The 25,475-nt window shown below is 67.5% G+C and carries 30 protein-coding genes; 26 read left to right on the forward strand and 4 right to left on the reverse strand.

Features of this window, described 5'->3' with window-relative positions; translation table 11 throughout:
* Positions 1-12: 12 nt before the first annotated feature.
* The gene (gene secG, locus ACOOGH_RS05390) at positions 13-474 is read left to right on the forward strand and encodes a preprotein translocase subunit SecG (protein WP_420447949.1); all 462 of its coding nucleotides are present in this window, start codon (positions 13-15) and stop codon (positions 472-474) included.
* Positions 475-481: 7 nt separating this feature from the next.
* Here the strand turns inward: secG and ACOOGH_RS05395 are convergent, their stop codons facing one another.
* Positions 482-1,132 carry a ribonuclease H family protein gene (locus tag ACOOGH_RS05395; RefSeq protein ID WP_420447950.1) on the reverse strand — a complete coding sequence of 217 codons (651 nt, stop codon included), beginning with the start codon at positions 1,130-1,132 and terminating at the stop codon, positions 482-484.
* Between the two features lie 101 nt (positions 1,133-1,233).
* Between ACOOGH_RS05395 and carA the strand changes: the two genes are divergently transcribed.
* The 3 genes from carA (at position 1,234) to ACOOGH_RS05410 (ending at position 3,718) form a co-directional block, all read left to right on the forward strand.
* On the forward strand, positions 1,234-2,361 hold the full coding sequence (gene carA, locus ACOOGH_RS05400) for a glutamine-hydrolyzing carbamoyl-phosphate synthase small subunit (RefSeq protein WP_420450062.1): 1,128 nt from the start codon (positions 1,234-1,236) through the stop codon (positions 2,359-2,361).
* A 117-nt stretch (positions 2,362-2,478) separates the two neighbouring features.
* Positions 2,479-3,354 (forward strand): signal peptide peptidase SppA, encoded by an 876-nt coding sequence (gene sppA, locus ACOOGH_RS05405; protein WP_420447951.1) that lies wholly within the window; start codon positions 2,479-2,481, stop codon positions 3,352-3,354.
* 64 nt (positions 3,355-3,418) lie between these two features.
* Positions 3,419-3,718 (forward strand): HU family DNA-binding protein, encoded by a 300-nt coding sequence (locus ACOOGH_RS05410; RefSeq protein WP_420447952.1) that lies wholly within the window; start codon positions 3,419-3,421, stop codon positions 3,716-3,718.
* Positions 3,719-3,750: 32 nt separating this feature from the next.
* On the opposite strand, the gene ACOOGH_RS05415 is transcribed toward ACOOGH_RS05410, so the two are convergent.
* Entirely contained in the window at positions 3,751-4,914 is a 1,164-nt protein-coding gene (locus ACOOGH_RS05415) for a pyridoxal phosphate-dependent aminotransferase (protein ID WP_420450063.1), read from the reverse strand.
* A gap of 102 nt (positions 4,915-5,016) precedes the next feature.
* On the opposite strand from ACOOGH_RS05415, the gene ACOOGH_RS05420 reads away from it, so the two are divergent.
* The 6 genes from ACOOGH_RS05420 to ACOOGH_RS05445 all read left to right on the forward strand — a co-directional run bounded on the left by ACOOGH_RS05420 (position 5,017) and on the right by ACOOGH_RS05445 (position 7,588).
* The gene (locus ACOOGH_RS05420) at positions 5,017-5,292 is read left to right on the forward strand and encodes a hypothetical protein (RefSeq protein WP_420447953.1); all 276 of its coding nucleotides are present in this window, start codon (positions 5,017-5,019) and stop codon (positions 5,290-5,292) included.
* Complete coding sequence (locus ACOOGH_RS05425) at positions 5,289-5,543, forward strand: MoaD/ThiS family protein (protein ID WP_420447954.1); 255 nt, start codon at positions 5,289-5,291, stop codon at positions 5,541-5,543. Before ACOOGH_RS05420 ends, ACOOGH_RS05425 begins: the two co-directional genes overlap by 4 nt.
* Positions 5,544-5,547: 4 nt before the next feature.
* Positions 5,548-6,054 (forward strand): molybdenum cofactor biosynthesis protein MoaE, encoded by a 507-nt coding sequence (locus tag ACOOGH_RS05430; RefSeq protein ID WP_420447955.1) that lies wholly within the window; start codon positions 5,548-5,550, stop codon positions 6,052-6,054.
* An 80-nt stretch (positions 6,055-6,134) separates the two neighbouring features.
* Complete coding sequence (locus ACOOGH_RS05435) at positions 6,135-6,257, forward strand: hypothetical protein (RefSeq protein WP_420447956.1); 123 nt, start codon at positions 6,135-6,137, stop codon at positions 6,255-6,257.
* Between the two features lie 108 nt (positions 6,258-6,365).
* Positions 6,366-7,346, forward strand: a complete 981-nt coding sequence (gene moaA, locus ACOOGH_RS05440; RefSeq protein WP_420447957.1) for a GTP 3',8-cyclase MoaA — start codon at positions 6,366-6,368, stop codon at positions 7,344-7,346.
* Positions 7,346-7,588 carry a hypothetical protein gene (locus ACOOGH_RS05445; protein ID WP_420447958.1) on the forward strand — a complete coding sequence of 81 codons (243 nt, stop codon included), beginning with the start codon at positions 7,346-7,348 and terminating at the stop codon, positions 7,586-7,588. The genes moaA and ACOOGH_RS05445 overlap by 1 nt, the downstream gene beginning before the upstream one ends.
* A 26-nt stretch (positions 7,589-7,614) precedes the next feature.
* On the opposite strand, the gene ACOOGH_RS05450 is transcribed toward ACOOGH_RS05445, so the two are convergent.
* Positions 7,615-7,749, reverse strand: a complete 135-nt coding sequence (locus tag ACOOGH_RS05450) for a hypothetical protein (protein ID WP_420447959.1) — start codon at positions 7,747-7,749, stop codon at positions 7,615-7,617.
* Between ACOOGH_RS05450 and ACOOGH_RS05455 the strand changes: the two genes are divergently transcribed.
* Positions 7,714-7,974 carry a DUF423 domain-containing protein gene (locus ACOOGH_RS05455; RefSeq protein WP_420450064.1) on the forward strand — a complete coding sequence of 87 codons (261 nt, stop codon included), beginning with the start codon at positions 7,714-7,716 and terminating at the stop codon, positions 7,972-7,974. The genes ACOOGH_RS05450 and ACOOGH_RS05455 overlap by 36 nt on opposite strands.
* A gap of 106 nt (positions 7,975-8,080) precedes the next feature.
* Entirely contained in the window at positions 8,081-8,635 is a 555-nt protein-coding gene (gene dcd / locus ACOOGH_RS05460; RefSeq protein ID WP_420447960.1) for a dCTP deaminase, read from the forward strand.
* On the opposite strand, the gene ACOOGH_RS05465 is transcribed toward dcd, so the two are convergent.
* On the reverse strand, positions 8,632-9,495 hold the full coding sequence (locus tag ACOOGH_RS05465) for an alpha/beta fold hydrolase (RefSeq protein WP_420447961.1): 864 nt from the start codon (positions 9,493-9,495) through the stop codon (positions 8,632-8,634). The genes dcd and ACOOGH_RS05465 overlap by 4 nt on opposite strands.
* 249 nt (positions 9,496-9,744) lie before the next feature.
* On the opposite strand from ACOOGH_RS05465, the gene ACOOGH_RS05470 reads away from it, so the two are divergent.
* The 14 genes from ACOOGH_RS05470 to ACOOGH_RS05535 all read left to right on the forward strand — a co-directional run bounded on the left by ACOOGH_RS05470 (position 9,745) and on the right by ACOOGH_RS05535 (position 25,417).
* A complete protein-coding gene (locus tag ACOOGH_RS05470; protein WP_420447962.1) occupies positions 9,745-10,101 on the forward strand; it encodes an NADH-quinone oxidoreductase subunit A in 357 nt (118 codons plus the stop codon).
* A gap of 103 nt (positions 10,102-10,204) precedes the next feature.
* Positions 10,205-10,828, forward strand: a complete 624-nt coding sequence (locus ACOOGH_RS05475; protein ID WP_420450065.1) for an NADH-quinone oxidoreductase subunit B — start codon at positions 10,205-10,207, stop codon at positions 10,826-10,828.
* Between the two features lie 25 nt (positions 10,829-10,853).
* Positions 10,854-12,731: an NADH dehydrogenase (quinone) subunit D gene (gene nuoD, locus ACOOGH_RS05480; RefSeq protein WP_420447963.1), complete on the forward strand. Its 1,878-nt coding sequence runs from the start codon at positions 10,854-10,856 to the stop codon at positions 12,729-12,731.
* Positions 12,728-13,315, forward strand: coding sequence for an NADH-quinone oxidoreductase subunit NuoE (gene nuoE / locus ACOOGH_RS05485; protein WP_420447964.1), 588 nt, complete (start codon positions 12,728-12,730; stop codon positions 13,313-13,315). Before nuoD ends, nuoE begins: the two co-directional genes overlap by 4 nt.
* Positions 13,312-14,601 (forward strand): NADH-quinone oxidoreductase subunit NuoF, encoded by a 1,290-nt coding sequence (gene nuoF / locus ACOOGH_RS05490; protein WP_420447965.1) that lies wholly within the window; start codon positions 13,312-13,314, stop codon positions 14,599-14,601. Before nuoE ends, nuoF begins: the two co-directional genes overlap by 4 nt.
* A 16-nt stretch (positions 14,602-14,617) precedes the next feature.
* Positions 14,618-16,213 (forward strand): molybdopterin-dependent oxidoreductase, encoded by a 1,596-nt coding sequence (locus tag ACOOGH_RS05495; RefSeq protein WP_420447966.1) that lies wholly within the window; start codon positions 14,618-14,620, stop codon positions 16,211-16,213.
* Positions 16,210-17,466 (forward strand): complex I subunit 1/NuoH family protein, encoded by a 1,257-nt coding sequence (locus ACOOGH_RS05500; RefSeq protein ID WP_420447967.1) that lies wholly within the window; start codon positions 16,210-16,212, stop codon positions 17,464-17,466. The genes ACOOGH_RS05495 and ACOOGH_RS05500 overlap by 4 nt, the downstream gene beginning before the upstream one ends.
* Positions 17,467-17,538: 72 nt before the next feature.
* Positions 17,539-17,964: a NuoI/complex I 23 kDa subunit family protein gene (locus ACOOGH_RS05505; protein ID WP_420450066.1), complete on the forward strand. Its 426-nt coding sequence runs from the start codon at positions 17,539-17,541 to the stop codon at positions 17,962-17,964.
* 7 nt (positions 17,965-17,971) lie between these two features.
* Positions 17,972-18,499, forward strand: a complete 528-nt coding sequence (locus tag ACOOGH_RS05510) for an NADH-quinone oxidoreductase subunit J (RefSeq protein WP_420447968.1) — start codon at positions 17,972-17,974, stop codon at positions 18,497-18,499.
* A gap of 11 nt (positions 18,500-18,510) precedes the next feature.
* On the forward strand, positions 18,511-18,825 hold the full coding sequence (gene nuoK / locus ACOOGH_RS05515) for an NADH-quinone oxidoreductase subunit NuoK (RefSeq protein ID WP_420450067.1): 315 nt from the start codon (positions 18,511-18,513) through the stop codon (positions 18,823-18,825).
* Positions 18,819-20,942 (forward strand): NADH-quinone oxidoreductase subunit L, encoded by a 2,124-nt coding sequence (nuoL, locus tag ACOOGH_RS05520; RefSeq protein ID WP_420447969.1) that lies wholly within the window; start codon positions 18,819-18,821, stop codon positions 20,940-20,942. Before nuoK ends, nuoL begins: the two co-directional genes overlap by 7 nt.
* On the forward strand, positions 20,939-22,507 hold the full coding sequence (locus tag ACOOGH_RS05525) for a complex I subunit 4 family protein (protein ID WP_420447970.1): 1,569 nt from the start codon (positions 20,939-20,941) through the stop codon (positions 22,505-22,507). The genes nuoL and ACOOGH_RS05525 overlap by 4 nt, the downstream gene beginning before the upstream one ends.
* Before the next feature lies 1 nt (position 22,508).
* Complete coding sequence (locus ACOOGH_RS05530; protein WP_420447971.1) at positions 22,509-24,050, forward strand: NADH-quinone oxidoreductase subunit N; 1,542 nt, start codon at positions 22,509-22,511, stop codon at positions 24,048-24,050.
* A complete protein-coding gene (locus ACOOGH_RS05535) occupies positions 24,050-25,417 on the forward strand; it encodes a phosphomannomutase/phosphoglucomutase (protein ID WP_420447972.1) in 1,368 nt (455 codons plus the stop codon). The genes ACOOGH_RS05530 and ACOOGH_RS05535 overlap by 1 nt, the downstream gene beginning before the upstream one ends.
* Positions 25,418-25,475 lie beyond the last annotated feature (58 nt).

A 25,475-nucleotide genomic window follows, 5' to 3' on the forward strand; every position in this document is an offset into this window, starting at 1 on the left:
CATAGCGGGTAGATGATGTTCACGTTCCTGATCGTATTGATTTCGCTGATCGCACTCGTGTTGTGCGTGATGATCCTCATCCAGTCCGGGAAGGGCGGGGGGCTTGCCGCCTCCTTCGGTGGCGCTTCGTCCTCCACTGACTCCTTCATGGGCGGCCGGCAGGCGGCGAACGCGCTGACGAAAATGAGTTGGTACGGGGGTGGGAGCTTCCTCTTCCTCGCGCTCGTGTTGACCGTGCTCTCGTCCAGCCCCGACGCGGCGCCGGAATCGATCCTGCGTCAGGGACTTCCCGGCCAGCAGAGTCTCCAGGAAGCGCCAGCTTCCCTCCTGGAGATTTCGCCCGACCTCGGCGAGGGCGCGGCTCCCTCCGACGAAGCGGCCACACCCGGATCGGAGGAGGGCACCCCGGACTCCGGCGGGACGGAAGACGGCGAAGGAGATCCCGGTTCCGGGAGCGGGGGAGCCGGCCCGTAGCCGGTCGTCAGTCGCCGGGAGGATCGTCCGAGGTGGGCGGTTGGCGATCCGCGTTGAACGCGTCGCTCGGCAGATCCAGGAAGTCCATATACCGCTCCTTCTCCTGCTCCTCCGCGAGCCAGCTCTCGAACGCGGAGGGGACGAGTCCGTCGGTGCCGTGTCGATCCCGCGCCGCGGTAACCGCCAAGTGGTCCGCGTAGGCGTTCTTCACATCGTCGGCGTGTCCCCTGGTCCAGCGCCACTCGACGCGATGGCGTCCGGCGACGCGCACGAGTTCCCGCCAGAGTTCGAGGTTTTCGATCGGCCCGCCCTTCCGACGCCAGCCCCGGCGGGCCCAGCCGTGCACCCACTCCTTCATCCCGCGGATGAGGTACTGGCTGTCGCTCGTGAAGACCACGCGGCATGCCCGCCGCAGGGAGCCCAACCCGACGATGCCGGAGGCGATTGCCATCCGGTTGTTCGTCGTATCGGGATCGAAGTGGGCGAAGTCCCGCCGATACCAGCCGCGACGCTCGTCGAATCGCTCGATGAGTCCGGCCGCCGCCCCCGGATTCCGGCGATCCTCGAACTGGTTGCCGAGGCACGACTCGTCGGCGAAGATATGGACGAGCGGAGCATCGGTCCCGCTCTCCTGCCCGGGTCCGGAGTCGGCAGTCAACGCGCCTCCCGCAGCTTCGGTTCACCGTGTGCGCGGGCCGCGTGCCGATGCCCGGGTCCCCGCACCTTCAACCGCCACATTGGACGCGCCACGTGAGCGAGATGCAAGCACGCCCCGGATACCTCCTGCTCGAGGATGGCCGACGTTTCGGCGGGACCTATGTGGGCCCGGAGGCGGAAACCGCGGGCGAAGCCGTCTTCACGACGGTGATGACCGGGTATCACGAAGTGCTCACCGATCCTTCATTCGCCGCGCAGATCGTCGTCATGACCGCGCCCATGCAAGGGGTCTACGGTATCCGCGACCCCGACGTGCAATCGCGGCGGCCCTGGGTTGCCGGTTTTGTCGTAAGGCACCTTTCTCGAGAGATCGGTTCCGGGCCGGCCGATTCCACCCTCCCCGAGTACCTCGCGTCGCACCGGATCCCCACCCTCATCGGCGTGGACACGCGGGCGCTTACCCGCCATATCCGCGATGCGGGGGCGATGCGGGCGGTTCTCGCGCACGATGGGGTGGCGCCGGAACGGGCCGCCGAACGCCTGGCCGCCGAACCGGAGATGTCCGGCCGCGACCTTGCGACCGCCGTCTCGACGCCCGAACCGTACGAACTCGGTCCCCTCCACGGCGCGAGCGACCACGGCCTCGTGCTCTGCCTCGATTACGGAGTGAAGACGCGCAGCCTCGATCTCTTCCGCCGCGAGGGATACCGCGTCCGCGTCGTCCCATGCGATACCGACGCCGAGGCGTTGCTGTCGGCCCGGCCTGATGGCGTGTTCGTCTCGAACGGACCGGGCGATCCGGAGGCCGTGCCGGGAGCGGTCGAGCGCATCCGCTCGCTGAGTGACGCGGGGGTCCCGCTGTTCGGGATCTGTCTGGGCCATCAGCTCATCGCGCGGGCTTTCGGAGGAACGAACTACAAGCTGCCCTACGGACACCGGGGCGGGAATCATCCCGTGCTCAACTACGCCACGGGCGCCGTGGAGATCACGTCCCAGAATCACGGGTTCGCCGTGCTGGAGGAGGAGGGGCGGATCCGGGGCGGAAACGGGCTCGACGTGACGCACCGAAACCTCAACGATGGCACCGTGGAAGGGCTGGTCCACCGGGAGCGGCCGGTGTTCGCGGTGCAGTACCACCCCGAATCGGCTCCGGGACCCCACGACAGCCGGTACCTGTTCAACCGCTTCGTCGAGACGATGCGGGGAGTCGGAAGTCCCACTTCGAGCTGATATCCGCATTATGCGTTGAATCATGACGCTGTGTTGTCTAGGTTGCGGCGGGCTTTCCGCCCACGGACCCACTCACACGGACCGCCACGTGACGTGACTCAAGACAAGCGAAGCTCGGTGATCGCCCTCCTGGCGCTGCTCGGCATCTTCGGCCTGGGAGCGGTCCTGTCCATCTGGTGGACGGTGGGGAATACGTCCTTTCTTGCGGGTGGGCGGGTCGCCGTGGTCCCGCTGCGGGGCGTGATTACGGACGAAGCGGGATTTACGAAGACGCTCGACGGGTTCCGCGACGACCCCGGCGTGCGCGCCTTCGTGATCGAGATCGAATCTCCGGGAGGTACCGTGGGTGCCTCACAGAGCATCTTCGAAGCCATCCGCAATCTGCGGGACGACGACGACCGGCCCGTCCTCGCCTGGATGGGTGACGTGGGAGCCTCCGGCGGGTACTACGCCGCCGTGGGCGCCGACAGCGTGTACGCGCTGCCCGGCACGATGACCGGGTCCATCGGCGTCATCATGGAATTCCCCAACGCCGAAGAGTTGTTCCAGAAGGTCGGTCTCGGCTGGGAAGTCGTTACGAGCGGCGCGCACAAGGACCTGGGCGGTTTCGCGCGGGCTCTTTCTTCCGAGGACCGCGAGATCCTCGAAGCACTGGTACGCGACGTACACGAACAGTTCATCGAGGTCGTAGCCGAGAACCGGGGCCTGGACCGGGAAACCGTCCTCGGACTGGCCGACGGTCGAGTGTACACGGGCCGTCAGGCAAACGAACTCGGGCTCGTCGACGGCCTCATGACCCTGCCCGAAACCATCGCCCTCGCCGGGCGGATGGCGGGTCTGGGAACGGACCCGACGATCGTGCGGCCGCGCGAACCGGCCATCGATCTGTTCGATCTGCTCGGGGGGCTGAGCATCGGTGAGGTACGGACGTGGATCGGGTCGCTGGCGCCTCTGCGCCCGAGCGCGCCGAGGCTCCTCTTCGAACTTCGATAAGTCGCTCCCACCCCGGAGCGAAACGCGATATGTACAAGGTTGCCAACGCCCGGAGGAGACGGAGATGACGAAGGCGGATCTCATTGAGCAGGTCCACGAGGCCATCGGCCCGGGAGTGACGAAGAGGGACTGTGCCACGGTGGTCAACGCATTCCTGAACGCGGTCAAGGGAGCCGTCGTGCAAGGCAAGCACATCGAGATTCGCGGCTTCGGCACCTTCAAGGTTCGGGAGCGCCGGACTCGCATGGCACGTAATCCGCGTACAGGTGATCCGGTACGCGTGCCGGAGAGGAAGGTGCCTGTCTTCAAGCCCTCGCGTCTGCTGCGCGACGAAGTAGCGGCGAGTCCCCACAACCAGGGCTAGCGGGCTGAGGAGAGCCGGGGAGGGCGGTCGAGTCAGCCGAAAAAATCGGCGATCCGTTCCAGTCCGTCTTCCAGAACTGCCGGCTCCACCGCGAAGTTGAAGCGGAGGTGTCCCGGAGAGCCGAACGGCTCGCCCGGCATGCACGCCACCTGCGCCTCGGCGAGCAGCCGCTCCGCGACATCGAGCGACGAAGTCCCGGGGTCGGCGAGCCTTCCGTAGAAATAGAGGGCGCCGTCAGGCGGGAATGCCTCGATCCCGTCGATCTCCGCAAGCCTCGAGAGCCCGATTCCCCTGAGTTCGGAGAGCCTCGACAGGAGGTCCCCGACAAACGCTTCGCGGGGGCCGCTCTCGCCCAGCGCGGCGGCGGCGGAATACTGGGAGGGGCCGACGGCCCCCGAGGTCGTCTGGCCCTGCAGATCCGCCATTTTCCGGACCACGTCCCGCGGTCCCACGGCGTACCCGATCCTGAACCCAGGCATGCAGAAGGCCTTCGAAACCCCGTCGAGCAGGACCGTCCGCTCGCCGCGCTCCCCGATGTCGAACACGGACGGCGCCGCCGCCCCGTACGTGAGCCGTCTGTAGATCTCGTCGGACAGCACCCAGATCCCGTGGCGCTCCGCCCAAACCATGATCTCGCGCAGGAGATCGGGCGGAATGACGGCTCCCGTCGGGTTTCCGGGGCTGTTCAGCATGAGCCCCCGGGTGCGCGTCGTGCGGGCAGCTTCGAGGTCCTCGACGGTGGGTACGAACCCTCCGTCCCACGTCGTCTCCACGATGACCGGATCCGCTCCCGCGAGTCTGACGATCGTCGTGTAGCTCGGCCAGAAGGGGGATGGCACCAGCACCTCCTCGCCGGCGCCGAAGAGGGAGTAGCAGCAGTTGAACAGCGACTGTTTCACGCCCGCACTCACGATGACCGAGTCGGGTTCCACCGCTCCTGCGGCCGTCGTCTCGCGCAGATAGCGCGCGATCGCCTCGCGCAGTGCGGGAAGCCCGGACGTGGGAGGATATCCCGTCTTCCCCTCTTCGACCGCACGAATACCCGCGCGGGCGGCGAAGGGCGGTGCCGGGTACTGCGGCTCGCCGGCCGAGAGGTCCACGACGGGAACTCCCGCTGCCCTCAGCTTCCGGGCGCGCGCAGCCAGAACCAGAGTGGCCGATGCCTCGAGCCGGGCGACGTTCGGGGAAAACTGCATGGTGGGCACGGCGAAGACTCTTGTCGAAGAAGTGGATCGTATTTGAGAGAGAGCCGAGGCGCCCCTATGTTCGGCTGGTGTGATGGTACGCGGGGAGAGCCCATGACGACAGAGACGGCAAGCGCGCTGGCACCGACGGATGTTCTGGCCGCCGCGCGAGACTTTTTCCTCGGCGACGACCGGATGGCCGACGCCTGGGTCGACACCGAGAGCGATACGCACATCGCTTTCTGCACGTTCAGAGGCAACCTCTCGGTTGCGGCCTTTCCGGATCCCGGGGGGAGCGATGCCACGCGGGTGCGCGTGACAACCCTGCGCGAAGAGGGGATCGTGCCGCGGCTCCTCGCCCACCTCGATCTGGCGGGAGCGCGCCCATGACGGACCGCATCTCGGTTCGTACGCTCTTCTTCGGCGTGTACGGCGAACTTGCCGCGCGACGCGAGGGGTCGGCGGAACTCGCCGCGGAGAGCACTGTGTCCGACCTCGTGGAGGCTCTGCGCGGGCCCGGGGGGTTCGACTGGCTCCCCGAGCGCGTCGTTGTCGCGGTCAACCAGAGCTACGCCGAGGCCGGTACGGCCCTGTCCGATGGCGACGAGGTCGCGCTTATCCCTCCCGTGGCCGGGGGTTGAAGTCGTGCCCCGGGGAGGGAGGGCCACTGAGGCGGATGGGCGCATCCGGACGTGGATCACCGAGGAAAGTCTGGACGACTTCGGCCTGTTCGAAGATATTGTCCGGGAAATCGGGTCCGTGGCGGACGGCGCGCTGCTCTTCTTTCAGGGGCGGGTCCGCGCCAGGAATCGCGGCCGGGCCGTGTCTCGTCTCTCCTACGAGGCGTACGGAGAGATGGCGGAGCGGGAGTTGTCGGCCATCTGCCACGAGGCGCTGGAACAGTTCGATGTTGGTTCGGTAGCCGCAGCCCACCGCGTGGGTGACCTCGCGCTGGGAGAGGTGAGCGTGGCGACCGCCGTCACGTCGGAACACCGTGACGACGGCTATCGGGCTTCGCGCTGGATTATGGAAACGATCAAGATCAGACTGCCGATCTGGAAGCATGAACACTACGAGGACGGTGAATCGCACTGGGTGGGAGCCCGGACCCAGGGGGCCGGTATCTTAGCCGGCGGTTCACGGTTGGAGTAGGAAGGTCTGGTCAGGGGCGGCCCGATTGAACCGGAGGCACACGGCCTCGGCAGCGGGCGCCCAAATTGAGGAGGGACGCCATGTTGAAGATGGTCCGAAACCTGCTGGTCGTTGCGATGATCGCGACGGTCTCTTTTGCCGGAGACTGTGGTGACGACGACGACAACATGATGATGCAGGAGAACGTTTCGGCTATCAGCTAGCCGTTCGTAGTGGGACTCCGCGCTGCCGGAAGGTTGCGCGGAGTCCCGCCACTCGCCGCTCTCGCCTGGAGGGCGACGAGCCTCTTCGCTACCCCCACGACCGGTGCCATGAGAGATCAGTTCGGCCGCCGTATCCGGTATCTCCGGATCTCGGTCACGGATCGGTGCAACCTTCGCTGCACGTACTGCATGCCGGAGGAGGGGCTGGCCTGGATCCCCAAGCCGGAAATGCTCGCGTACGAGGAAATTGCCGAGATTGTGCGCCAGATGGCCGATCTCGGGTTGGAACGCGTCCGGGTCACGGGCGGAGAACCGCTCGTTCGCAAGGATCTTCCGGACCTCGTTCGCATGATCGCCGCGGTCCCGGGCATCGACGACATCTCCCTCTCCACGAACGCCATCCTGCTGCCCCGTTTCGCGACGGCGCTGCGGACAGCGGGCGTCGCGCGCGTGAACGTCAGCCTCGACACGCTCGACCGCGACCGCTTCGAGGAGATCGCCCGGCGCCCGGCCCGGCGCTTCGATGAAACGATGACGGGTCTCCGCGCCGCGGAAGAGGCGGGATTCGCTCCGATCAAGATCAATTGCGTCATCATGCGGGGCCTCAACGACCACGAGGTCGTCGACTTTGCGGCGATCACCCGGGAGCGGCCGTGGCACGTGCGCTTCATCGAACTGATGCCGGTGGGGCAGAACCTTCATCTCACCGACCGTTTCATCTCCGCCGATGAAGTTCTCGAGAGGATCCGCTCCATCGAGGATCTTGTGCCGGATTCCGGCCCTCGCGGGAACGGACCCGCGGTGTACTACCGTTTTCCGGGCGGAGCGGGCACCGTGGGCGCGATCACGCCTCTCTCCCACAACTACTGCGAGCGCTGCAACCGCATGCGGCTGACTGCCGACGGGAAGCTTCGGACGTGCCTGTTCGGCGATCATGAAGTGGATCTCAAGGGCCCCCTGCGTGAGACGGGCAGCATCGAAGGTGCGGTGGCGGAAGCGCTCGCCGGGAAGCCGAAGCGCCACTATCTGGAGTTGGGCACGGCGGCCGGAAGCGGCGGACTCGCCGCCTTGAGCCAGGTGGGGGGCTGATGAGCTACGAAGAACGACTCCGGCACCGAGACCTGCTCGAGCGGTCGGCGGACCTGCGTAAGCGGCTGGAACTCGAAGATGGCGATGCCCCCATGCGGCGCGAGGAAGGCCGGGAACTGGCGGCGATTCTGGAGGCGACGCTGACCGAAATCAGTCCGGAGCGCTGGGATCGTGTCATGGAGGCGGTCGCCACCGAGGCCGCGCGGAGGGCGAGCGCGGCTCCGACCCCCATCTTCGACTGATCGGCAGGGATTCGCCGCACCGCGGGCTACTCGCGGTCGGGTTTCTGCTCGCGGGCCTGGGGATCCTTGCGGGAGCGTTCGGCGCGCACTCGCTGGAAGGTCGCCTCTCGGCGGATGACCTCGCGATCTTCGATACGGCGGCTCGCTACCACATGCTGCACGCCCTTGGACTCATCCTCCTCGGGCTTGCCGCGGCACGCTGGCCGGCCCCGGCGTGGAGGTGTCCCGGGATCCTGATGCTGTGTGGCGTCGCGGTGTTCAGCGGTACGCTCTACGCTCTCGCCCTGTCGGGAATCGGTTGGCTCGGCGCGATCACGCCGATCGGGGGCGCCGCGCTCATCGTCGCCTGGCTCTGGGCGGGCTGGATCGCTTTCACACGAACGTGACGCGCGGTGGACTTGACGCCTGCATAGGTTCACGCTGTAGCAGCCTTGGCCACGGGTGCCGGCAGGCTGTCTCGCGAGCGTCCGCCCTCCACACCGAGAGGTCCGATTGGCGATAAAGAGCGACGGCTGGATCCGGCGCATGGCACGCGAGCAAGGGATGATCGAGCCCTTCGCCGACCGCCAGGTCCGCGACGGCGTCATCTCCTACGGCGTGAGCAGCTACGGCTATGACATGCGGGTCGCCGACGAATTCCGGATCTTTCACAACGCGCTCTTTCCTGTCGTCGACCCCAAGAAGTTCGACGAACGCTCGTTCCTCGAGTACTCGGGTGACGTCTGCATCATCCCGCCGAACTCCTTCGCGCTCGCGCGTTCGATCGAGTATTTCCGGATTCCGCGGCAGGTCCTCACCATCTGCGTCGGGAAAAGCACCTACGCGCGCTGCGGCCTGATCGTGAACGTCACGCCCTTCGAACCGGAGTGGGAGGGGCACGTGACACTCGAGATTTCGAATACCACCCCGCTGCCTGCCCGCGTCTATGCGAACGAGGGCATCGCGCAGGTGCTCTTCTTCGAGTCGGACGAAGTCTGCGAGGTCAGCTATGCGGACAAGGCCGGCAAGTACCAGGGCCAGACGGGAGTCACACCTCCCAAGCTCTAGCGGTCCGTGGCCAGGCTCTGCGTCAGCCGGGCGGCCAGCTCACCCAGCAGACGAGCCAACAGCCGCGGATGCTGCTCCGTCAGCACGTGGCCGCCATCCGCCGACAGCGTGAATCCACATTCCAGTCGTTCGGCGAGACGCCGCGCCGCGGCGACGGGTATCCTCGGGTCGTGCGCACCCGCCACCACGCGCGCAGCGATCGAGCGGTGCGGCATCCGATCCTCCAACTCCGACGGGTGCCAGTCGCAGAGGATGCGCAAGAGCGTCCGGGCGCGGCGCGGACTCGCCCAGGGCCGCGCGTAGCCGGCGACCAGATCCGGAGGGACTCGAAAAGCCGGACCACACGCACGCCGCAACACCAGGTGGCCCAACGGCGCGTGAAGCGGCGCCATGAGGCTCCCGACCGCCCCCCGCACCGCAGACGACCGCAGCAACCGCAGCGCGGCCGGGCTCTTGATCTCGGGCGTGACCGGATTGGAGAGCAGGAGTCCGGAGATGGACGGGTCCGCCCGTGCGAGTGCGAGCGCGATCGCGGCACCCTGTGAATGCCCGGCGACGAGTGGCGGCCGGGGCCCATTCGGTGTGAGCGCCCGTACAAACTCACGCACCCGGCGCACTTCGTCGTCCAGCGTGTACGAGAGTCCCGGTCGCGCCTCCGAGGCGCCCCGTCCAGACAGGTCGGGGAGCCAGCACTCCCACCCCGGATTCTCCTCGACGAAGAGTTCGGCGACCGGCCGCCATGCACGACTGTGGGCACTGATCCCGTGCAGGAAGAGAATGGGCCGCCCCCGGCCCAGGACAGCGACGCGCACCGTTCCGTCGCTGATCGCGACATCACGGGCGAACAGGAGGATCTCCAACGTCCGGGTTCATGTCAGGCAGCGTACTCTCGCCTCCCTTTGCACTCAAGCACGAACCCGCCTCCCGGAGCGCCAACTCCGGGGCCGGCCGTGACCCTCCGCCTTCGTGCCGCGCAACGCTTGCAGACGGCCTAATGTCTGGCGTGATCCGCCCCCCTCTCCCGCTTGCCGGTGCACCCCCTCCGCGATAGCTTCGCGGCGCGGGAAAGTGAAGAAATTCACAAGCTCGCACGAGAGGAGCGAACCCCCTTGCTCGACCCATATCTCGGCATCCTGATCCTCGGGTTGGTCGGCGTGCTGAACGCCGCCGCGATGATGGGCGTATCGCATCTGGTGGGCTCCCGGCGGCCCACCGCGGTGAAGGCGAGCCCGTACGAATCGGGGATCCCCCCCCTCGGGACGACACGAGAGCGTTTCTCGGTCAACTTCTACATCGTGGCGATGCTCTTCATCGTCCTCGACATCGAAACGCTATTCCTCATTCCGTGGGCCGCGATCTTCCGTGAACTGGGCATGGTCGGATTCGTCGAGATCACGGCGTTTCTCACCGTGCTCGGCGTCGGACTCGTCTACGCGTGGAAGAAGGGGGCGCTCGAGTGGGACTGAAGACGCGACGAAGTGGAGGAGCGCAATGAAATCGCTCGATACGCTGCCTCCCGGCGCGCATCCCGATGAAGGCCGGCTCGACACCGGCATCCCGCACAACTGGATGACCACGAAGCTTGACTACGTGATCAACTGGGCGCGCCGTAATTCGTTGTGGCCCATGCCTTTCGGGACCGCCTGCTGCGCGATCGAGATGATGGCCTCCGCCGCGAGCAAGTACGACATCGGCCGCTTCGGGATGGAGCGCATGTCGTTCAGCCCCCGGCAGGCGGATCTGATGATCGTCGCCGGCCGCGTGACCTACAAGCTCGCGCCCGTCCTGCGCCGCGTGTGGGATCAGATGCCGCAGCCCAAGTGGTGCGTGTCGATGGGCGCGTGCGCGAGTTCGGGCGGCATGTTCGACAACTACACGATCGTCCAGGGAATCGACACGATCATCCCCGTCGATGTCTACGTCCCGGGCTGTCCGCCGCGGCCGGAAGGACTCATCTACGGACTCCTCATGATCCAAGAGAAGATCAAGGGAGAGTCGCTGGCCGACCCCCGGGCGCGGGACGAAGATCCGGACGCCGTCGGGCGCCCGAATCTGCCGCCCGAGACGATCGAACTCGTCGCCCAGCCCTTCGGGAACTCGACGAACCAGAACCGCATGAGCGGGCTTGGTCCCACCTCCGCGCTCGCGCGGGCGCGCGATCGGCGCGAACGCCGCCTGGAACACCTGGATTGACCCGGGCCCTCCGCCGTTGACGACCGTGACGACGACCGCGCCTCCGCGCATGGTGGGGGTCTCTCCGCTCGACGGGGACGCGGCGAGCCATCCCTCGGTCCGGGCCCTCCGCGACCGCTTCGGAGAGGCTGTGCGGCGCGTCGAGAGCGATGCGCTCGGCTATCCCGTCGTGTGGATCGATCCGGGTTTGAACGCGGACGTCCTTCGCTTTCTGCGCGAGACGCCCGAGCAGGCATATGACCTGCTCGCGGATGTCATGGGGGCGCACACGGGCATCGGGGCCCCGATCCAGGTGTGGTATCAGCTCTGGTCGATGGCGCACGGGCACCAGCTCCGGGTCGCGTGCGAGGTGCCGATGCACGACCTCGAACTGCAGAGCGTCACGGACCAGTGGCTCGCCGCCGACTGGCTGGAGCGCGAAGTGTGGGACATGTACGGCGTGAGCTTCCGCGGTCACCCGGACCTGCGCCGCATCCTCATGCCGGAGAACTACGAAGAAGGCTTTCCCCTCCGGAAGGACTTCCCGCTCCGCGGCCGCTTCAGCAGATCCACCCAGGTGAGCCGCGCCCTCTCCCGCGACCTCGTCGACATATACGCCGTCGAAGAGCTGGAGATGGCGGGCTATTCCGTCACGGAGGACGGAGAGGTGGAGGCGCCGCCCGAGCGCGCGGCGGAAGGCGAAGCGCCGGGCGGCATGCGCGACCTGAGCCCGGACGAGAAGCCCGAGGATGCGCTCGAGGGTGAGCCGATCCTCATCAACATGGGGCCGCAGCACCCCGCGACACACGGCGTCCTCCGGCTCGTGCTACAGCTCGACGGAGAGCGCGTCGTACACTGCGTGCCCCACATAGGATACCTCCACACGGGCTTCGAGAAGACGTGCGAATTCCGTGAGTGGAACCAGTGCGTGCCCTACACGGACCGCATGGACTACCTCGCGCCCATGCTCTACAACATCGGCTACGCGGGGGCGGTGGAGACGATCCTCGGCGTCGAGATCACGGAGCGCTGCCGGGTCGTCCGGGTCATCCTCGGCGAGTTGAACCGGATCCTGGGGCACCTCCTCTGGCTGGGGACGACGGCCATCGACATCGGCGCCTTCTCCGTCTTCCTGTACACCTTCCAGGAGCGCGAGCGCATCTACAACCTGCACGAAGCCTATACGGGGGGACGGATCACGACCTCCGTCACGCGGGTCGGCGGCATGATGGCCGACCTGCCCGTAGGCTGGACGGCGGCGGCGCGCGATTTCACGAACACATTCCCGGATACGGTCGATGAGGTCGAGCGGCTCCTGTCGCGCAACGCGATCTGGCAGGGGCGCACGATGGACATCGGCCTGCTCCCGGCAGACCGGGCCGTCAGCTACGGCGTCACCGGACCCACGCTGCGCGCGAGCGGCGTGGCATACGACGTGCGGAAGGCCCGGCCTTACCTGGGTTACGACGAATACGACTTCGACGTACCGGTGGGGACCACCGGCGATGTCTACGACCGCTACCTCGTGCGCGTGGAGGAGATGCGGCAGAGCCTCCGCATCATCGAGCAGGCGCTCGACCGGCTCCCCGGCGGCCCGATCAACATCGACGACTACCGCATCGTCCTCCCCCCCAAGGGTGAGGCGATGGGGTCGATCGACACGATGATCTCGCACTTCAAGCTCGTCATGGAGGGCGTCCGCGTGCCGGCCGGGGAGACGTGGTACTCGATCGAAAGCTCGAAGGGCGAACTCGGCTTCGGCATCATTTCCGACGGCGGCACGAAGCCCGTACGCTGCCGCTTCCGCGGCCCGTCGTTCATCAACATCGCGGCGCTGCCCGAACTCGTACACGGCGAACTCGTGGCGGACGTGGTGGCGATCAACGCCTCGCTCGACGTCGTGCTTGGGGAGATCGACCGGTGAGCCGGCGCATCCATCCCGCGGTCGTCGGGGCGCAGCCCTTCCAGCTGACGGCCAGGAAGACGTTCGACGGTCCCATCTTCGAGACGGGGGAAGGGAAGCGCCGGCTGGAGGCGGCCCTCTCCCGCTATCCGACGAAACAGGCGGCGCTGCTGCCCATGCTCGGCTTCGTGCAGGCAGAGAAGGGGTGGATCGAGCCCTCCGACATGGTCGAGGTGGCGGAGGCACTGGATCTGACGCCGGCCTACGTCCATTCGATCGCGACCTTCTACACGATGTACAACAAGCACCCGGTCGGGCGTCACTTCGTCCAGGTGTGTACGAACATCTCCTGCCATCTCAACCGGGCCGAAGAGGTCCTGGACCGCTTCCTGGAGGAGGTCGGAACCCGGGAGGGCGAGATCTCCGACGACGGCGAGTTCACGGTGATCGAGGCCGAGTGCCTCGGGGCGTGCGGCTTCGCGACGGTCGTCCAGGTGAATGACCGCTACCTGGAAGACGTGACCCCGGACCGCGTGTCCGGGATCGTGGAGAAGCTGCGGAGCGCCCGCGAAGGTGCAGGCACCGGCGGGAGGAGCGACACATGAGCTTCCCGCACCGCAGCGAACTCGAGGCCACCACCCGACTTTCCCGCCACCAGGGCAGCGCCCAAGCGCGAACGCTCGAGGGCTGGCGCGATATGGGCGGTTACGAGGCACTTCGGCGCGCCCTGGACATGGCACCGGACGAGATCACGGAGGTCGTGAAGGCCTCCGGGCTGCGCGGGCGGGGCGGGGCCGGGTTCCCGACGGGGCTCAAGTGGAGCTTCATGCCGAAGGACGACGGGAAACCGCACTACCTGTGCTGCAACGCGGACGAGTCCGAGCCCGGCGCCTTCAAGGACCGGGAGGTGATTCGGTGGACGCCTCACCTCCTCATCGAGGGCTGCCTGCTGGCGTCGCGGGCCATCGGGGCGGAGCACGCCTACATCTACGTGCGGGGCGAGTTCTTCGAGGAAACGCAGGTTCTCAACGCTGCCGTCGTCGAGGCGTACGAGAACGGTCTCGCCGGCGACGGCATCCTGGGCTCGTCGTGGTCGTGCGACGTGACGGTCCACGCCGGCGCCGGGGCGTACATCGCCGGTGAAGAGACCGGCCTCATGAACTCGCTGATGGGGAACCGCGCCGAGCCGTGGGCCAAGCCGCCCTTCCCGGCACAGGCGGGCGCGTTCGGGATGCCCACGACGGTGAACAACGTCGAGACGCTCGCCGCCGTCCCCATGATCCTCGAGAACGGCGCCGACTGGTATCGGAAGTGGGGAAGCGAACAGTCTCCCGGGACCAAGCTGTGGAGTTGCTCGGGCCACCTCGTGCGGCCCGGCAACTACGAATTCGCCCTCGGGCTGCCGCTCAGCGACATCATCTTCGAGGCGTGCGGCGGGACGCCCTCGGGAAAGCCCGTGAAGGCCGTGATCCCGGGCGGGTCGTCGACCGCGTTCCTGACCGGGGATGAACTCGACTGCGCCACCACCTACGAGGGTTTGGCGGAGGCGGGGAGCGCGCTGGGAACCGCCTCGCCGATCGTGATGGATGAGGATACGGACATCGTCGCCGCCATGCGGCGGATCGCCCAGTTCTACGCGCACGAGTCGTGCGGCCAGTGCGTACAGTGCCGCGAAGGCACGTCGTGGGTCGTCCGCATCCTCCAGCGCATCGAAGCGGGGGACGGCCGCCCGGCGGACATCGACACACTGTACGAACTGTGCGAGCAGATGACGGGGCGCACGATCTGCGTGCTGGCCGACAGCGTCGTGTTCCCGCTCCGCTCCTCGCTCAACAAGTTCCGCGCCGACTACGAGGCGCGCATGAAGCCCACCCTGGTCGCGACGGGGTGACGGATGGCTGAGCGCAATGGCTGAGAACGGAGCGAAGGCGACGGTCACGCTCATGATCGACGGGGTCGAGGTCACGGTGCCCCGCGGGACACGCGTCATCGAGGCGGCCGAGCACGTGGGCGTCGTCGTGCCGCGCTACTGCTACCATCCGGGCATCCCCACGCGACCGGCGCAGTGCCGCATGTGCCTCGTGGAAGTCGAGGGGCGTCCCAAGCTGGAGCCTTCGTGCACGCTGCAGGCGGCCGACGACATGGTCGTGAACACGGCGAGCGATACCGCGCGCACGGCGCGCCAGTCGGTGATCGAGTTCCTGCTCGTGAACCACCCGCTCGACTGTCCCATCTGCGACGCGGCGGGGCAGTGCATGCTCCAGGACTACGCGTACGTCACGAATCAGCTGGAGAGCCGGGTCGACGAGCCCAAGCGGATCATGGGACGGGACCGCATCTCCGACGATATCCTCTACTTCGCGGACCGCTGCGTCATCTGCACCCGCTGTGTCCGCTTCATGAGGGACGTGGCGGAGGACGACTCGCTCATCGTCGCCCAGCGGGGAGACAAGGCCTACATCGACACCTTCCCGGGCCGGGAACTCGACAATCCGTTCCAGGGCAACATCGTCGACGTGTGCCCGGTCGGTGCGCTCGTGCACGAGGACTTCGTGTTCAAGGCGCGGGCGTGGGACATGGATGCCGCGGCGAGTGTGTGTCCGGGGTGTCCCACCGGCTGCAACGTCACGATCGACACCAAGGAGAACCAGATCGTCCGCGTGAAGCCGCGGCACAACGCGGCGGTCAACTCCTGGTGGATGTGCGACTACGGGCGAAAGCACCTCGTGATGACGAACCGCGGGGTGCGGGCCGAGCTCCCGCTCATCCGCGATGGCGACCGGCTGAGGCCGGTGGACTGGGCGACGGCGCTCGACTGGGTGGCGGAGAAGATCGAGGCCCTCGGCCAGTGCGGCGGGAGCGCGGTCGTGTCCCCGGACGCCTCGAACGAGAACCTGTTCTACGTGCGGCAGATCCTCGAGCGGCTCGGCGTGGAGAGCGCGGAGTTCCGGGTCCCGCAGGGGGAGACCGCCGAGCTGCCGACGGTGCCGACGCTCAAGCTGAGGGCGGATCGCGCGGCGAACGCTGCGGGCGCGGGGATCTTCGGCGGCCGCCGTGTGGACCGGCTCCCCAACGGCTCGGGGGCCGGGGCGCTGGTCGTGCTCGATGACGCACTCGAGGGAGCCCCCGAGGACTTCGGCGAAGCGGCGGATTTCTTCCTGTACATCGGGACTCGGCTGCCGGGCGCGGCGCGCAACGCGGACGCGGTGCTCCCGATCGCGACCTTCGCCGAGATGGACGGCACGTACACGAACTTCGAGGGACGGGTGCAGCGCTTCCACCAGGCGCTGACTCCGCCGGGGTTGGCCCGCCCGGGCTGGATGGTGCTGAGTCGCGTACTCGCCCGCCTGGGAGACGGCGCGGCCGTGAATGACCTCCGCAGCGCGTTCGCGCGGATGGCGACGGACGCTCCGGCCTTCGCGGGCCTGACGTGGGACGGGCTCGGGCTCAAGGGCGCCCCGGCCGCCGGCCTGGCCGCGGCGCCGGCGGAGGTTGACGCGTGAACCCGGTCGCCGGCGGCGCTTTCGCCGTTGCTACCGTAGGGAAGGTCGCCCTCTTCTTCACGGTGCTGATGCTCGCCGTCATGCTGTCGACGATCGTCGAGCGCAAGGTCGCGGGCTTCATCCAGGACCGGAGCGGTCCCAACCGGGTCGGCCCCTGGGGTCTGCTGCAGGTCATTGCCGACGGGCTCAAGAACCTGATCAAGGAAGAGACGATGCCGGCCCAGGCGATCCGGCCCTTCTTCCTCCTGGCTCCGGTCCTCGCGATCCTGCCGGCCACCATTCTCTTCGCCGTCATCCCCTTCGCCTCTCCGCTCCCCACGCCGTGGGGGCTCGTGGAGATGATCGTGGCGGATGTGCCGATCGGGTTCCTGTACGTGCTCGCGATCGGTTCGATCGGGGTGTACGGGGTCGCGATGGGCGGCTGGGCCTCGGGCTCCAAGTACTCGCTCCTCGGCGGCCTGCGCGGCTCGGCTCAGATGGTGAGTTACGAGGTCGCGCTCGCGCTGAGCCTCGTGCCCCTCATCCTCCTCACGGGCGATGTACGCGCGCCCGAGATCGTTTCCATGCAGCAGACGTTCACCGCCGGGCCCGCGACGTACGCGACCTGGTTCGTGTTCCCGCTGCTCGTGGGCCTCTTCTTTTTTTTCGTCTCGGGGCTGGCGGAGACGAACCGACTCCCCTTCGACCTGCCGGAAGCGGAGGCCGAGCTCATCACCGGATACCACACGGAGTATTCGGCGATGAAGTTCTCGATGTTCATGATCGGCGAGTTCGCGCACGTGATCACCGTGGCCGCGCTCGTCACGGTCTTCTTCCTCGGCGGGTGGGATATCCCGTTCTGGCAGGGGGACAACATCCGGGTCCTCTCCGACGGTACGGTGATCGGGGATCCGACCTGGTGGAAGACGCTGCTGACGCTGGGCGCCTTCGGGGTGAAGACCTCGCTCGTCGTACTCGTATTCATATGGATTCGCTGGACGCTGCCGCGCTTCCGCTACGATCAGCTCATGGATCTGGGCTGGAAGTTCATGCTGGAAGCCGTGACGGTCTACATCCTCGTCATCGCCTTCGTCATCCTCGTCATCGAGGCGGTCGGGATCCCGGCCGGCGGCTGGTACGCGTTCGTTCTCTTCCTCGTGAACCTCGCGCTTGCGGGGGTGCTCTTCTTCGCCATGGACCGCGGGACGCTGATTCGCGGCGGGGCGAAGGGGGCCAGACCGGCCGGCGGCTCGTCAGACCGCCAGGGAGGGTAGATGCCCGGTGATGTGAAGGTTGTGGAGCGGCCGCGCGCGGAGGGTTCGTACGTAAGGGCCGCGGCGAAGGGGATGTCGATCACGCTGCGGCATCTCCTCCGCCCCGAGTCGAAGACGCAGCAGTACCCGGACGAGAAGTGGGAACTCTCGCCTCGCACGCGCGGCACACACCGCATGGCGGTGCACGAGGACGGGCGCGCGAAGTGCGTCGCCTGCGGCCTGTGCCCGACCGTGTGTCCGGTGAACTGCATCAAGCTCGTGCCGGCGGAGGACGAGAACGGCGAGCGCTACGCGGCGATCTACGAGATCGACGAATTCCGCTGCATCTTCTGCGGCTACTGCCAGGAGGTGTGTCCGGTCGAAGCCATCCACCTCGGCCAGCACTACGAGAACGCGGAGTATTCGCGCGAACGCTGGGTGTACGACCTCGAGCGGCTCGTCGAGCAGGAGCACGACGTGACCGCGCTGTGGGATCCGCAGGACCCCGCGTCGCAGTGATGCCGCGATGATCCAGGACTTCCTCTTCCAGGCCTTCGCGGCGAGCGCGATTCTGGGCGCGGTGATCATGGTCACGCGCCGGAATCCCGTCTCCGCCGTGATCTTCCTGGTGGGCGTGTTTTTCGCCACGTCAGGCATGTTCCTCATGCTCGACGCGCACTACATTGCGGCGATTAACGTGATCCTGTACGGCGGGGCCATCATGGTCCTCTTCCTCTTCGTCCTCATGCTCCTGAACCTGGGGCACGCGGACTGGCGCGACCTGAAGGGGCCCATCGGGGGGCTCGTCGGGGGCTCGATTTCGATCGCCTTCCTCGGCGTCCTGACGCGACTCTTTGTCGGCGGCACGGAGTCCCGGCCGGTCGTGGAGATCGCGCGCAGCGCGCTGCGCGAGGCCGCCCTCGAACAGGGCGTCATCGGGGTCGTGGCGCGGCCGCTCTTCCACGAATACACCATCGTGCTCGAGGTCACGGGCGTCCTCCTCCTGGTCTCCATCGTGGGGACGATCCTGCTGGCGCGGAAGGAGAAGGCGTGAGCGAGGCGGGCATGGCGAGCGCGCTCGGCCTGAACGGACTCATCGCCCTCTTCGTGAGCGCGATCCTGTTCTCGATCGGCGTGATCGGCGTCCTCCTGCGGCGCAACGCGATCATCGTCTTCATGTGCGTCGAGTTGATGCTCAACGCGGCGAACCTGTCGCTCGTCGCCTTCTCGCGCCTGCATGGGATCGAGGGCCAAATCTTCGTCTTCTTCGTGATGGCGGTCGCCGCGGCTGAAGCCGCCGTCGGTCTGGCGATCATCATCGCGATCTTCCGCCATTACGAGGTCGTGGATCTCGACAGCTTCAGGCTCCTGAAATGGTGAGCCTCGCGGGTGGCGTCCTCGGCGGCGCGGGCGACATCGTGGCCGGCGCGGGCGCGCTCCCGCTGGGCGTCGCCCCTCTCGCAGGACAGGAGGGCGCGGGGGCCGCGTTCCATCCGGTGCTCCCGTGGCTCATCCTCGCCTTTCCCCTGCTCGGGGCGGTGGTGAACGGGATCGGCGCCTTCCTGTGGCGCGACAACAAGCGGATCCCGACCATCGTCGGTCCCGCGGCGCTCCTCCTGAGCTTTTCCGTCGTCCTCGTCAATTTCATGAGGATGAACGGGGCGGAGCTGCACGGGGCGGAGGTGGTGGGGCTCTGGAGCTGGATCGTGTCCGGCGACCTTCGCATCGGCGTCGACCTCCAATTCGACCAGCTCTCGATGCTGATGTGCATGATCGTCACCGGGGTGGGCAGCCTGATCCACATCTATTCCGTCGGCTACATGCGCGACGACCCCGGCTATTCGCGCTACTTCTCGTATCTCAACCTGTTCGTCTTCTTCATGCTCGTGCTCGTCCTCGGGGCCAGCTTCCCGCTCATGTTCGTGGGCTGGGAGGGCGTGGGGCTCTGCTCGTACCTGCTCATCGGCTTCTGGTACGAGAACCGGGACTACGCGAACGCGGGCAAGAAGGCGTTCATCATGAACCGGATCGGTGACGCGGGCTTCCTCGTCGCCATGTTCCTCCTCTTCATGGCCTTCGGGACGCTGGATTTCATCCCCGTGCTCGCGGCGGCGGAGGGGACGTTCGCCTACGGCGGCGCTCTCGTCACCGGAATCACGCTCCTCCTCTTCCTCGGCTGCACCGGGAAGTCGGCCCAGATTCCTCTCCACACGTGGCTTCCCGACGCCATGGCCGGACCGACGCCGGTCTCGGCGCTCATTCACGCGGCAACGATGGTGACGGCGGGGGTCTATCTGATCGCGCGCACGAGCGTGCTCTTCGCGCTCTCGCCGGTCTCCCAGGGGGTGGTGGCGGCGGTGGGCGCGGGAACGGCGTTGTTCGCGGCGTCGATCGCGATCCGGCAGAACGACATCAAGAAGGTGCTGGCGTACTCCACGATCTCGCAGCTCGGCTACATGTTCCTCGCGGTCGGCGTGGGGGCGTTCACGGCCGGGGTCTTCCACCTGATGACGCACGCCTTCTTCAAGGCGCTCCTCTTCCTCGGGGCGGGGGCCGTCATTCATGCCGTGCACCACGCGTGGGCGCACGGAGACGGAGGGCACGGAGACGCGGACCACGGCGACCCGAACGACATGCGGAACTATGGCGGGCTCGGGAAGTTCATGCCCCGCACGTTCGTCTTCATGTGGGTGGCGACGCTCGCGATCGCGGGGGTGCCGCCGCTGGCCGGGTTCTTCTCGAAGGACGAGATCATCTGGTATGCGGGCGCCTACGGGTATCCGATCCTGTGGGGCGTGGCCCTGGCCACGGCGCTGCTCACGGCGGTGTACATGACCCGGCTCATGGTCATGACCTTCCACGGGCAGAACCGCACCTTCGGGCGCGGCGGAGCGTCCGAGGCCGGGCGAAAGCTGCACGAGGTGCCGCTCGTCATGTGGGCGCCGCTCGGCGTGCTCGCTGTTCTATCGGTGGTTGGAGGGTGGGCGAACATCCCGGAGGCGCTGCCCCTGCTGCCGGCCGTCGAGTGGTTGCACCACTGGCTCGAGCCCGTGTTCGAGCCGGCGATCGCGGTCAAGGAGGCGCACGGTTTCGTTGCCGAGCACCACGCGCCGGTGGGCGGCGGCGAGGCGCTGTGGGCGGGGATTTCCGCCGCGATCGCGATCGCCGCCGTCACCGCGACGGTCCGCGTCCTGTCGCCGAAGCCGGTGCCCACGGAGGCGGAGGCGGTGGCGCCGACCGGCTTCGCCCGCGTGCTCCACGACAAGTGGTACGTCGATGAACTGTACGACCGCGCGATCGTCCGTCCCTCGCTCGCCCTGTGGCGCGCCTGCTGGCGGATCGTGGACGCCGGGCTCATCGACGGCGCGGTCAACGGCGCGGGCCGCGCGGTCCGTCTCCTCGGGTGGGCCGGCGGGCAGCTGCAGACGGGCCGGGTGACGACCTACCTCGTCGCCTTCATGCTCGGGGCCCTCCTCGTGCTCGGGGTGCTCTCATGATGGCCCTGTACGAGGGGCACTGGATCCTGACCGCCCTCGTGATCCTCCCCCTCATCGGCGGAGCGGCCTGTTTCGCAGTGCCCGAGGCGCGCGCGAAGACCGTGGCCCTTGTGACGACGCTCGTCCTGTTCGCGCTCTCGCTGCCGCTCTTCTGGACCTTCGATACGGCCGAGCCGGGATTCCAGAATCTCGTCTCCATCCCGTGGATCGAGGCGTGGGGGATCTCCTACGCGGTGGGCCTGGACGGAATCTCCATCCTCATGATCCTGCTCACGACCTTCACAATGCCGCTGGCCGTGGCGGGTTCCTTCTCCCACATCCGGCAGCGGGAGCGCGCCTTCTACGCGATGCTCCTCTTCCTAACGACGGGGATGATCGGCGTATTCGTCGCCCTCGATCTCTTCCTGTTCTACGTGTTCTGGGAGATCATGCTGATTCCGATGTACTTCCTCATCGGGGTCTGGGGCGGGGAGCGCCGGATCTACTCCGCGGTGAAGTTCTTCCTCTACACGGCGGTCGGTTCGCTACTGATGCTGGTGGCGATCGTGACCCTCGCCTGGCTCTTCCAGGACGGCTCGGGGGCGTGGAGTTTCGCCTACGAGGATCTCGTGTCGCTCGAACTTGCCCGGCGCGCGCAGTTATGGCTCTTCGCCGGGTTTGCGCTCGCGTTCGCGATCAAGGTGCCGCTCTTCCCGTTCCACACCTGGCTCCCGGACGCGCACGTGGAGGCCCCGACGGCGGGTTCCGTGATCCTGGCGGGGGTGCTGCTCAAGATGGGCGTGTACGGGTTCCTGCGCTTCGGGCTCCCGTTCTTCCCGGCCGCGTCGACGGATCCCATGGTCGTGACCACGATGCTCGTGCTCGGACTGATCGGGATCCTCTACGCGGCCTGGGTGGCGGCGGTCCAGCCGGACGCGAAGAAGCTCATCGCCTATACCTCCGTCGCTCACCTCGGCTTCGTCGTGCTCGGCGTGTTCGGGCTCACGACGCAGGGGATCGAGGGTGGCATCCTCCAGATGGTGAACCACGGGATTTCGACGGGCGCGCTCTTCCTCCTCATCGGGATGTTGTACGAACGGCGTCACTCGCGTCGGATCGCGGACTTCGGCGGCATCGCGAAAGTGATGCCGGTGTTCGCCTTCGCGCTCGTCGTCGTCGCGCTCTCCTCCGTCGGGCTCCCGGGCACGAACGGGTTTGTCGGAGAGTTCCTGATCCTTCTGGGGACCTTCCGGACCCACCCCTGGATCGCCGCCATCGCCACGACCGGCGTGATCTTCGCCGCCTGCTACATGCTCCCCATGGTGCAGCGCATTCTCTTCAACCGTCTGGACCGCGAGGAGAACCGGACGCTCACCGACGTGAACAGCCGCGAGCGCCTGATCCTCGCGCCGCTCCTGGCGCTGATTCTGCTCATCGGCGTGTGGCCGGGTCCCTTCCTGAACCGGACGCGCGCCTCGGTCGAGGCCCTGATCGAACACGTCGAGACGCGGACGGCCGATGTCGCGTCGGCGGACATCGATTTCGTCGAAGCCGAGCCCGATAGCGCCGCCGGGGGAGGGGAGTGACGTGAGGGTGTTCGATTTCGCCTCGCACGCGAGCTACTGGGTCGCGCTCCTGCCGGAAGTCATTCTGGCGCTGGCGGCCATGTTCATCCTCATGCGCGACGCTTTCGCGCCGGCGGGGGCGGACGGTGCGGCCGGGGGAGATGGCGGGAACGGGCGCATGTCCGTGGACTGTCTCGTCACGCTGTACTCGATTGCGGGCGCCCTCGTCGCGAGCCTGTGGCTGATGGACGCTTCCGGCCCGCCGGACGCGATGATCGCGCTCGACGGCTTCCGCGTAGCGGCCGACGTGATCCTGCTCGGCGGGGCTCTCCTCGTCGTCTCGCTGTCGCGCGACTACCTGAGTCGGGAGGGGCTGCGTTCGCCCGAGTTCCACGCGCTGATTCTCCTGGCGCTGGTGGGGATGATGGTGCTCGTCGCGGCGCGCGACCTCATCCTCCTCTTCGTCGGCCTCGAGCTGATGTCGATCTCCGTATATGTCCTTACCGGATTCGTGCGGAAGAACCCGCGCTCCTCCGAGGCGAGCCTCAAGTACTTCATCGTCGGGGCGTTCGCGAGCGCCTTCGTCGTGTACGGGATCGCGCTCCTCTACGGGGCAACGGGGACGACGCGCCTGGCCACCGCCGCCGAGCAGATTGCGGCCGCGCCGGGCGAGGGAGACCTCCTCCTCGTGGCGGGCATCGGCCTCTTCCTCATTGGCTTCGCGTTCAAGATCGCCGCCGTGCCCTTCCACATGTGGGCACCGGACGCGTACGACGGTGCCCCGACGCCGGTCACGTCCTTCATGGCGACGGGGGTCAAGGCGGCCGCCTTCATTGCGCTCCTGCGCGTGCTGACCGTGGATCTGGGGGGCGCGGTCGAAATATGGAAGGGCGCCGTGTGGTGGCTGGCGATCCTGACCATGATCGTGCCCAACCTGATCGCGCTCTCGCAGCAGGATGTGAAGCGCCTGCTCGCCTATTCCTCGGTGGCGCATGCCGGATATCTTCTCGTCGGCGTCGCCGCGGCCTCCGACCTGGGACGGTCCGCCTCGCTCTTCTACCTCGCGGCGTATACCGTGGTCACGGCGGCGAGTTTCGCGGTCGTCTTCCATGTGGCGGGGCGCGGTGACCGCAACCAGCGGGTCCGCGACTACCGGGGACTCGGCTGGCGGCGTCCGGTGCTCGGGGCCGCGCTCCTCGTCTTCCTCCTGTCGCTCGCCGGCTTCCCGCCCACGGCCGGTTTCGTCGGCAAGCTGTATCTGCTTCGCGCCGCCGTGGATGCGGGCGAGACGTCGCTGGCGGTGACGCTCGTTCTGACCAGCCTCGTCGCCTACTACTACTACCTGCGCGTGGTGTGGAAGATGTACTTCGAGGCAGCGCCGGAGGATGCCCACACGCCGCCGTCGCCGAAGCCGGGGTTCAACCTCGTCATCGGAACCTGCGTGGCGCTGATCCTCCTCGCCGGGCTCTTCCCGGGACGGATCATCGATCGGGCCCGTGACGCTCTCGCCGATGCGCCGTCGCCGGGGGTCGTCGTCCAGGCCGAGGAGCCGCCGGCCCCGTAATGCAGATCCATTCCGGAATCTTCCGCGAATACGACATTCGCGGGATCGTCGGGGACGACCTGACGGAGGCGGCGGCCGAACTCGTGGGGCGGGCGTTCGGGACCGAACTCGCGGAGCGGGAGGCCCCTCGCGTCGTGGTCGGGCACGACAACCGGCCCTCATCCCCGCAGCTCTCCGCCGCTCTCTGCCGCGGATTGTGCGCGGCGGGGGTCGACGTGACGACGGTCGGAACGGTGCCTACGCCGGCCCTCTACTTCGCGGCCATCGAGTTCGGTTCGGACGCCGGGATCCAGATCACCGGATCTCACAATCCGCCCGAATACAACGGGATCAAGATGGTCCGCGACGGCGGGGCTCTCTACGGCGAGGCGATCCGGGCGCTCAGGGACCGGATCGAGGCCGGGGCCTTCGCTTCCGGGCGCGGCGAACAGCGGGAGGAGGAGATCCTCGACCGCTATGTGGAGGAGATCGCGGCGCGTGGCCGGGTCGAGGGGGACGTACGCATGGTCCTGGACTGCGGGAACGGGGCGGGGAGTGTGGTCGCCGTGCGGGCGCTGACCGCCGCCGGAGTCGAGGTGGACGGCCTCTACTGCGAGTCGGACGGCACCTTCCCCAACCACCATCCGGATCCGACCGTGGACGAGTACATCCAGGACCTCATCGCACGGGTGCGCGACACCGGGGCCGACCTGGGCGTGGGGCTCGACGGAGACGCGGACCGCATCGGCGCCGTGACGGAGGAGGGTAGGATCATCCGCGGGGACCACCTGCTGCTGCTGTTCGCGCGCGAGGTGCTTGCCGAGCGGCCGGGAGCCGAGGTCGTGTTCGACGTGAAATGTTCGCAGGCGTTGCCCCGGGTGATCCGGTCCGACGGGGGGATCCCTGTCATGTGGAAGACGGGACACTCGCTCATCAAGGAGCGCATGCGGGCAGGGCGATCTCCTATAGCAGGTGAGATGAGTGGCCATATCTGCTTTGCCGACAGGTTTTTCGGGACGGACGACGCGATCTATGCGGCCGCACGGCTGGCGGGCCTCGTGGCCCGCGCCGGCCGTCCGCTGTCGGAGCTGGCGGCCGAGATTCCGAGCTATCCGTCCACGCCGGAGCTGCGGCTCGACTGCCCGGAAGACAGGAAGTTCGGGCTCGTGGAGGAGGCCGTGCGCTACTTCAAGGAGCGCCACAAGGTCATCGACATCGACGGCGCGCGCGTGCTCTTCGACGGTGGCTGGCTGCTGATCCGGGCGAGCAACACGCAGCCGGTGGTCGTGGCGCGGATCGAGGCGGACACCGGGGGGCGCATGCAGGAGATCGCCGGCGTCGCACGCACCTTCCTTGCCGGGCAAGGGGTCGACCTGCCGGCTGTTTGACGCGACATTCGAAGGTTCCTCTCCCGGACCCGGGACGGGGGATCGATCCAGAACGGGA

The organism is Candidatus Palauibacter sp., assembly GCF_965213655.1.
Classification (GTDB): Bacteria; Gemmatimonadota; Gemmatimonadetes; order Palauibacterales; family Palauibacteraceae; genus Palauibacter.

Excerpts from the sequence above, each read along its gene's own strand:
- ACOOGH_RS05435 (WP_420447956.1), top strand. The coding sequence starts at position 6,135 with ATGTTGAAGATGGTCCGAAACCTGCTGGTCGTTGCGATGATCGCGACG.
- moaA (WP_420447957.1), top strand. The coding sequence starts at position 6,366 with ATGAGAGATCAGTTCGGCCGCCGTATCCGGTATCTCCGGATCTCGGTC.
- ACOOGH_RS05420 (WP_420447953.1), top strand. The coding sequence starts at position 5,017 with ATGACGACAGAGACGGCAAGCGCGCTGGCACCGACGGATGTTCTGGCC.
- ACOOGH_RS05510 (WP_420447968.1), top strand. The coding sequence starts at position 17,972 with ATGATCCAGGACTTCCTCTTCCAGGCCTTCGCGGCGAGCGCGATTCTG.
- ACOOGH_RS05415 (WP_420450063.1), bottom strand. The coding sequence starts at position 4,914 with ATGCAGTTTTCCCCGAACGTCGCCCGGCTCGAGGCATCGGCCACTCTG.
- ACOOGH_RS05495 (WP_420447966.1), top strand. The coding sequence starts at position 14,618 with ATGGCTGAGAACGGAGCGAAGGCGACGGTCACGCTCATGATCGACGGG.
- nuoF (WP_420447965.1), top strand. The coding sequence starts at position 13,312 with ATGAGCTTCCCGCACCGCAGCGAACTCGAGGCCACCACCCGACTTTCC.
- carA (WP_420450062.1), top strand. The coding sequence starts at position 1,234 with ATGCAAGCACGCCCCGGATACCTCCTGCTCGAGGATGGCCGACGTTTC.
- nuoL (WP_420447969.1), top strand. The coding sequence starts at position 18,819 with ATGGTGAGCCTCGCGGGTGGCGTCCTCGGCGGCGCGGGCGACATCGTG.
- ACOOGH_RS05505 (WP_420450066.1), top strand. The coding sequence starts at position 17,539 with ATGTCGATCACGCTGCGGCATCTCCTCCGCCCCGAGTCGAAGACGCAG.
- secG (WP_420447949.1), top strand. The coding sequence starts at position 13 with ATGATGTTCACGTTCCTGATCGTATTGATTTCGCTGATCGCACTCGTG.
- ACOOGH_RS05425 (WP_420447954.1), top strand. The coding sequence starts at position 5,289 with ATGACGGACCGCATCTCGGTTCGTACGCTCTTCTTCGGCGTGTACGGC.
- nuoK (WP_420450067.1), top strand. The coding sequence starts at position 18,511 with ATGGCGAGCGCGCTCGGCCTGAACGGACTCATCGCCCTCTTCGTGAGC.
- ACOOGH_RS05475 (WP_420450065.1), top strand. The coding sequence starts at position 10,205 with ATGACCACGAAGCTTGACTACGTGATCAACTGGGCGCGCCGTAATTCG.
- ACOOGH_RS05525 (WP_420447970.1), top strand. The coding sequence starts at position 20,939 with ATGATGGCCCTGTACGAGGGGCACTGGATCCTGACCGCCCTCGTGATC.
- ACOOGH_RS05535 (WP_420447972.1), top strand. The coding sequence starts at position 24,050 with ATGCAGATCCATTCCGGAATCTTCCGCGAATACGACATTCGCGGGATC.
- ACOOGH_RS05410 (WP_420447952.1), top strand. The coding sequence starts at position 3,419 with ATGACGAAGGCGGATCTCATTGAGCAGGTCCACGAGGCCATCGGCCCG.
- ACOOGH_RS05445 (WP_420447958.1), top strand. The coding sequence starts at position 7,346 with ATGAGCTACGAAGAACGACTCCGGCACCGAGACCTGCTCGAGCGGTCG.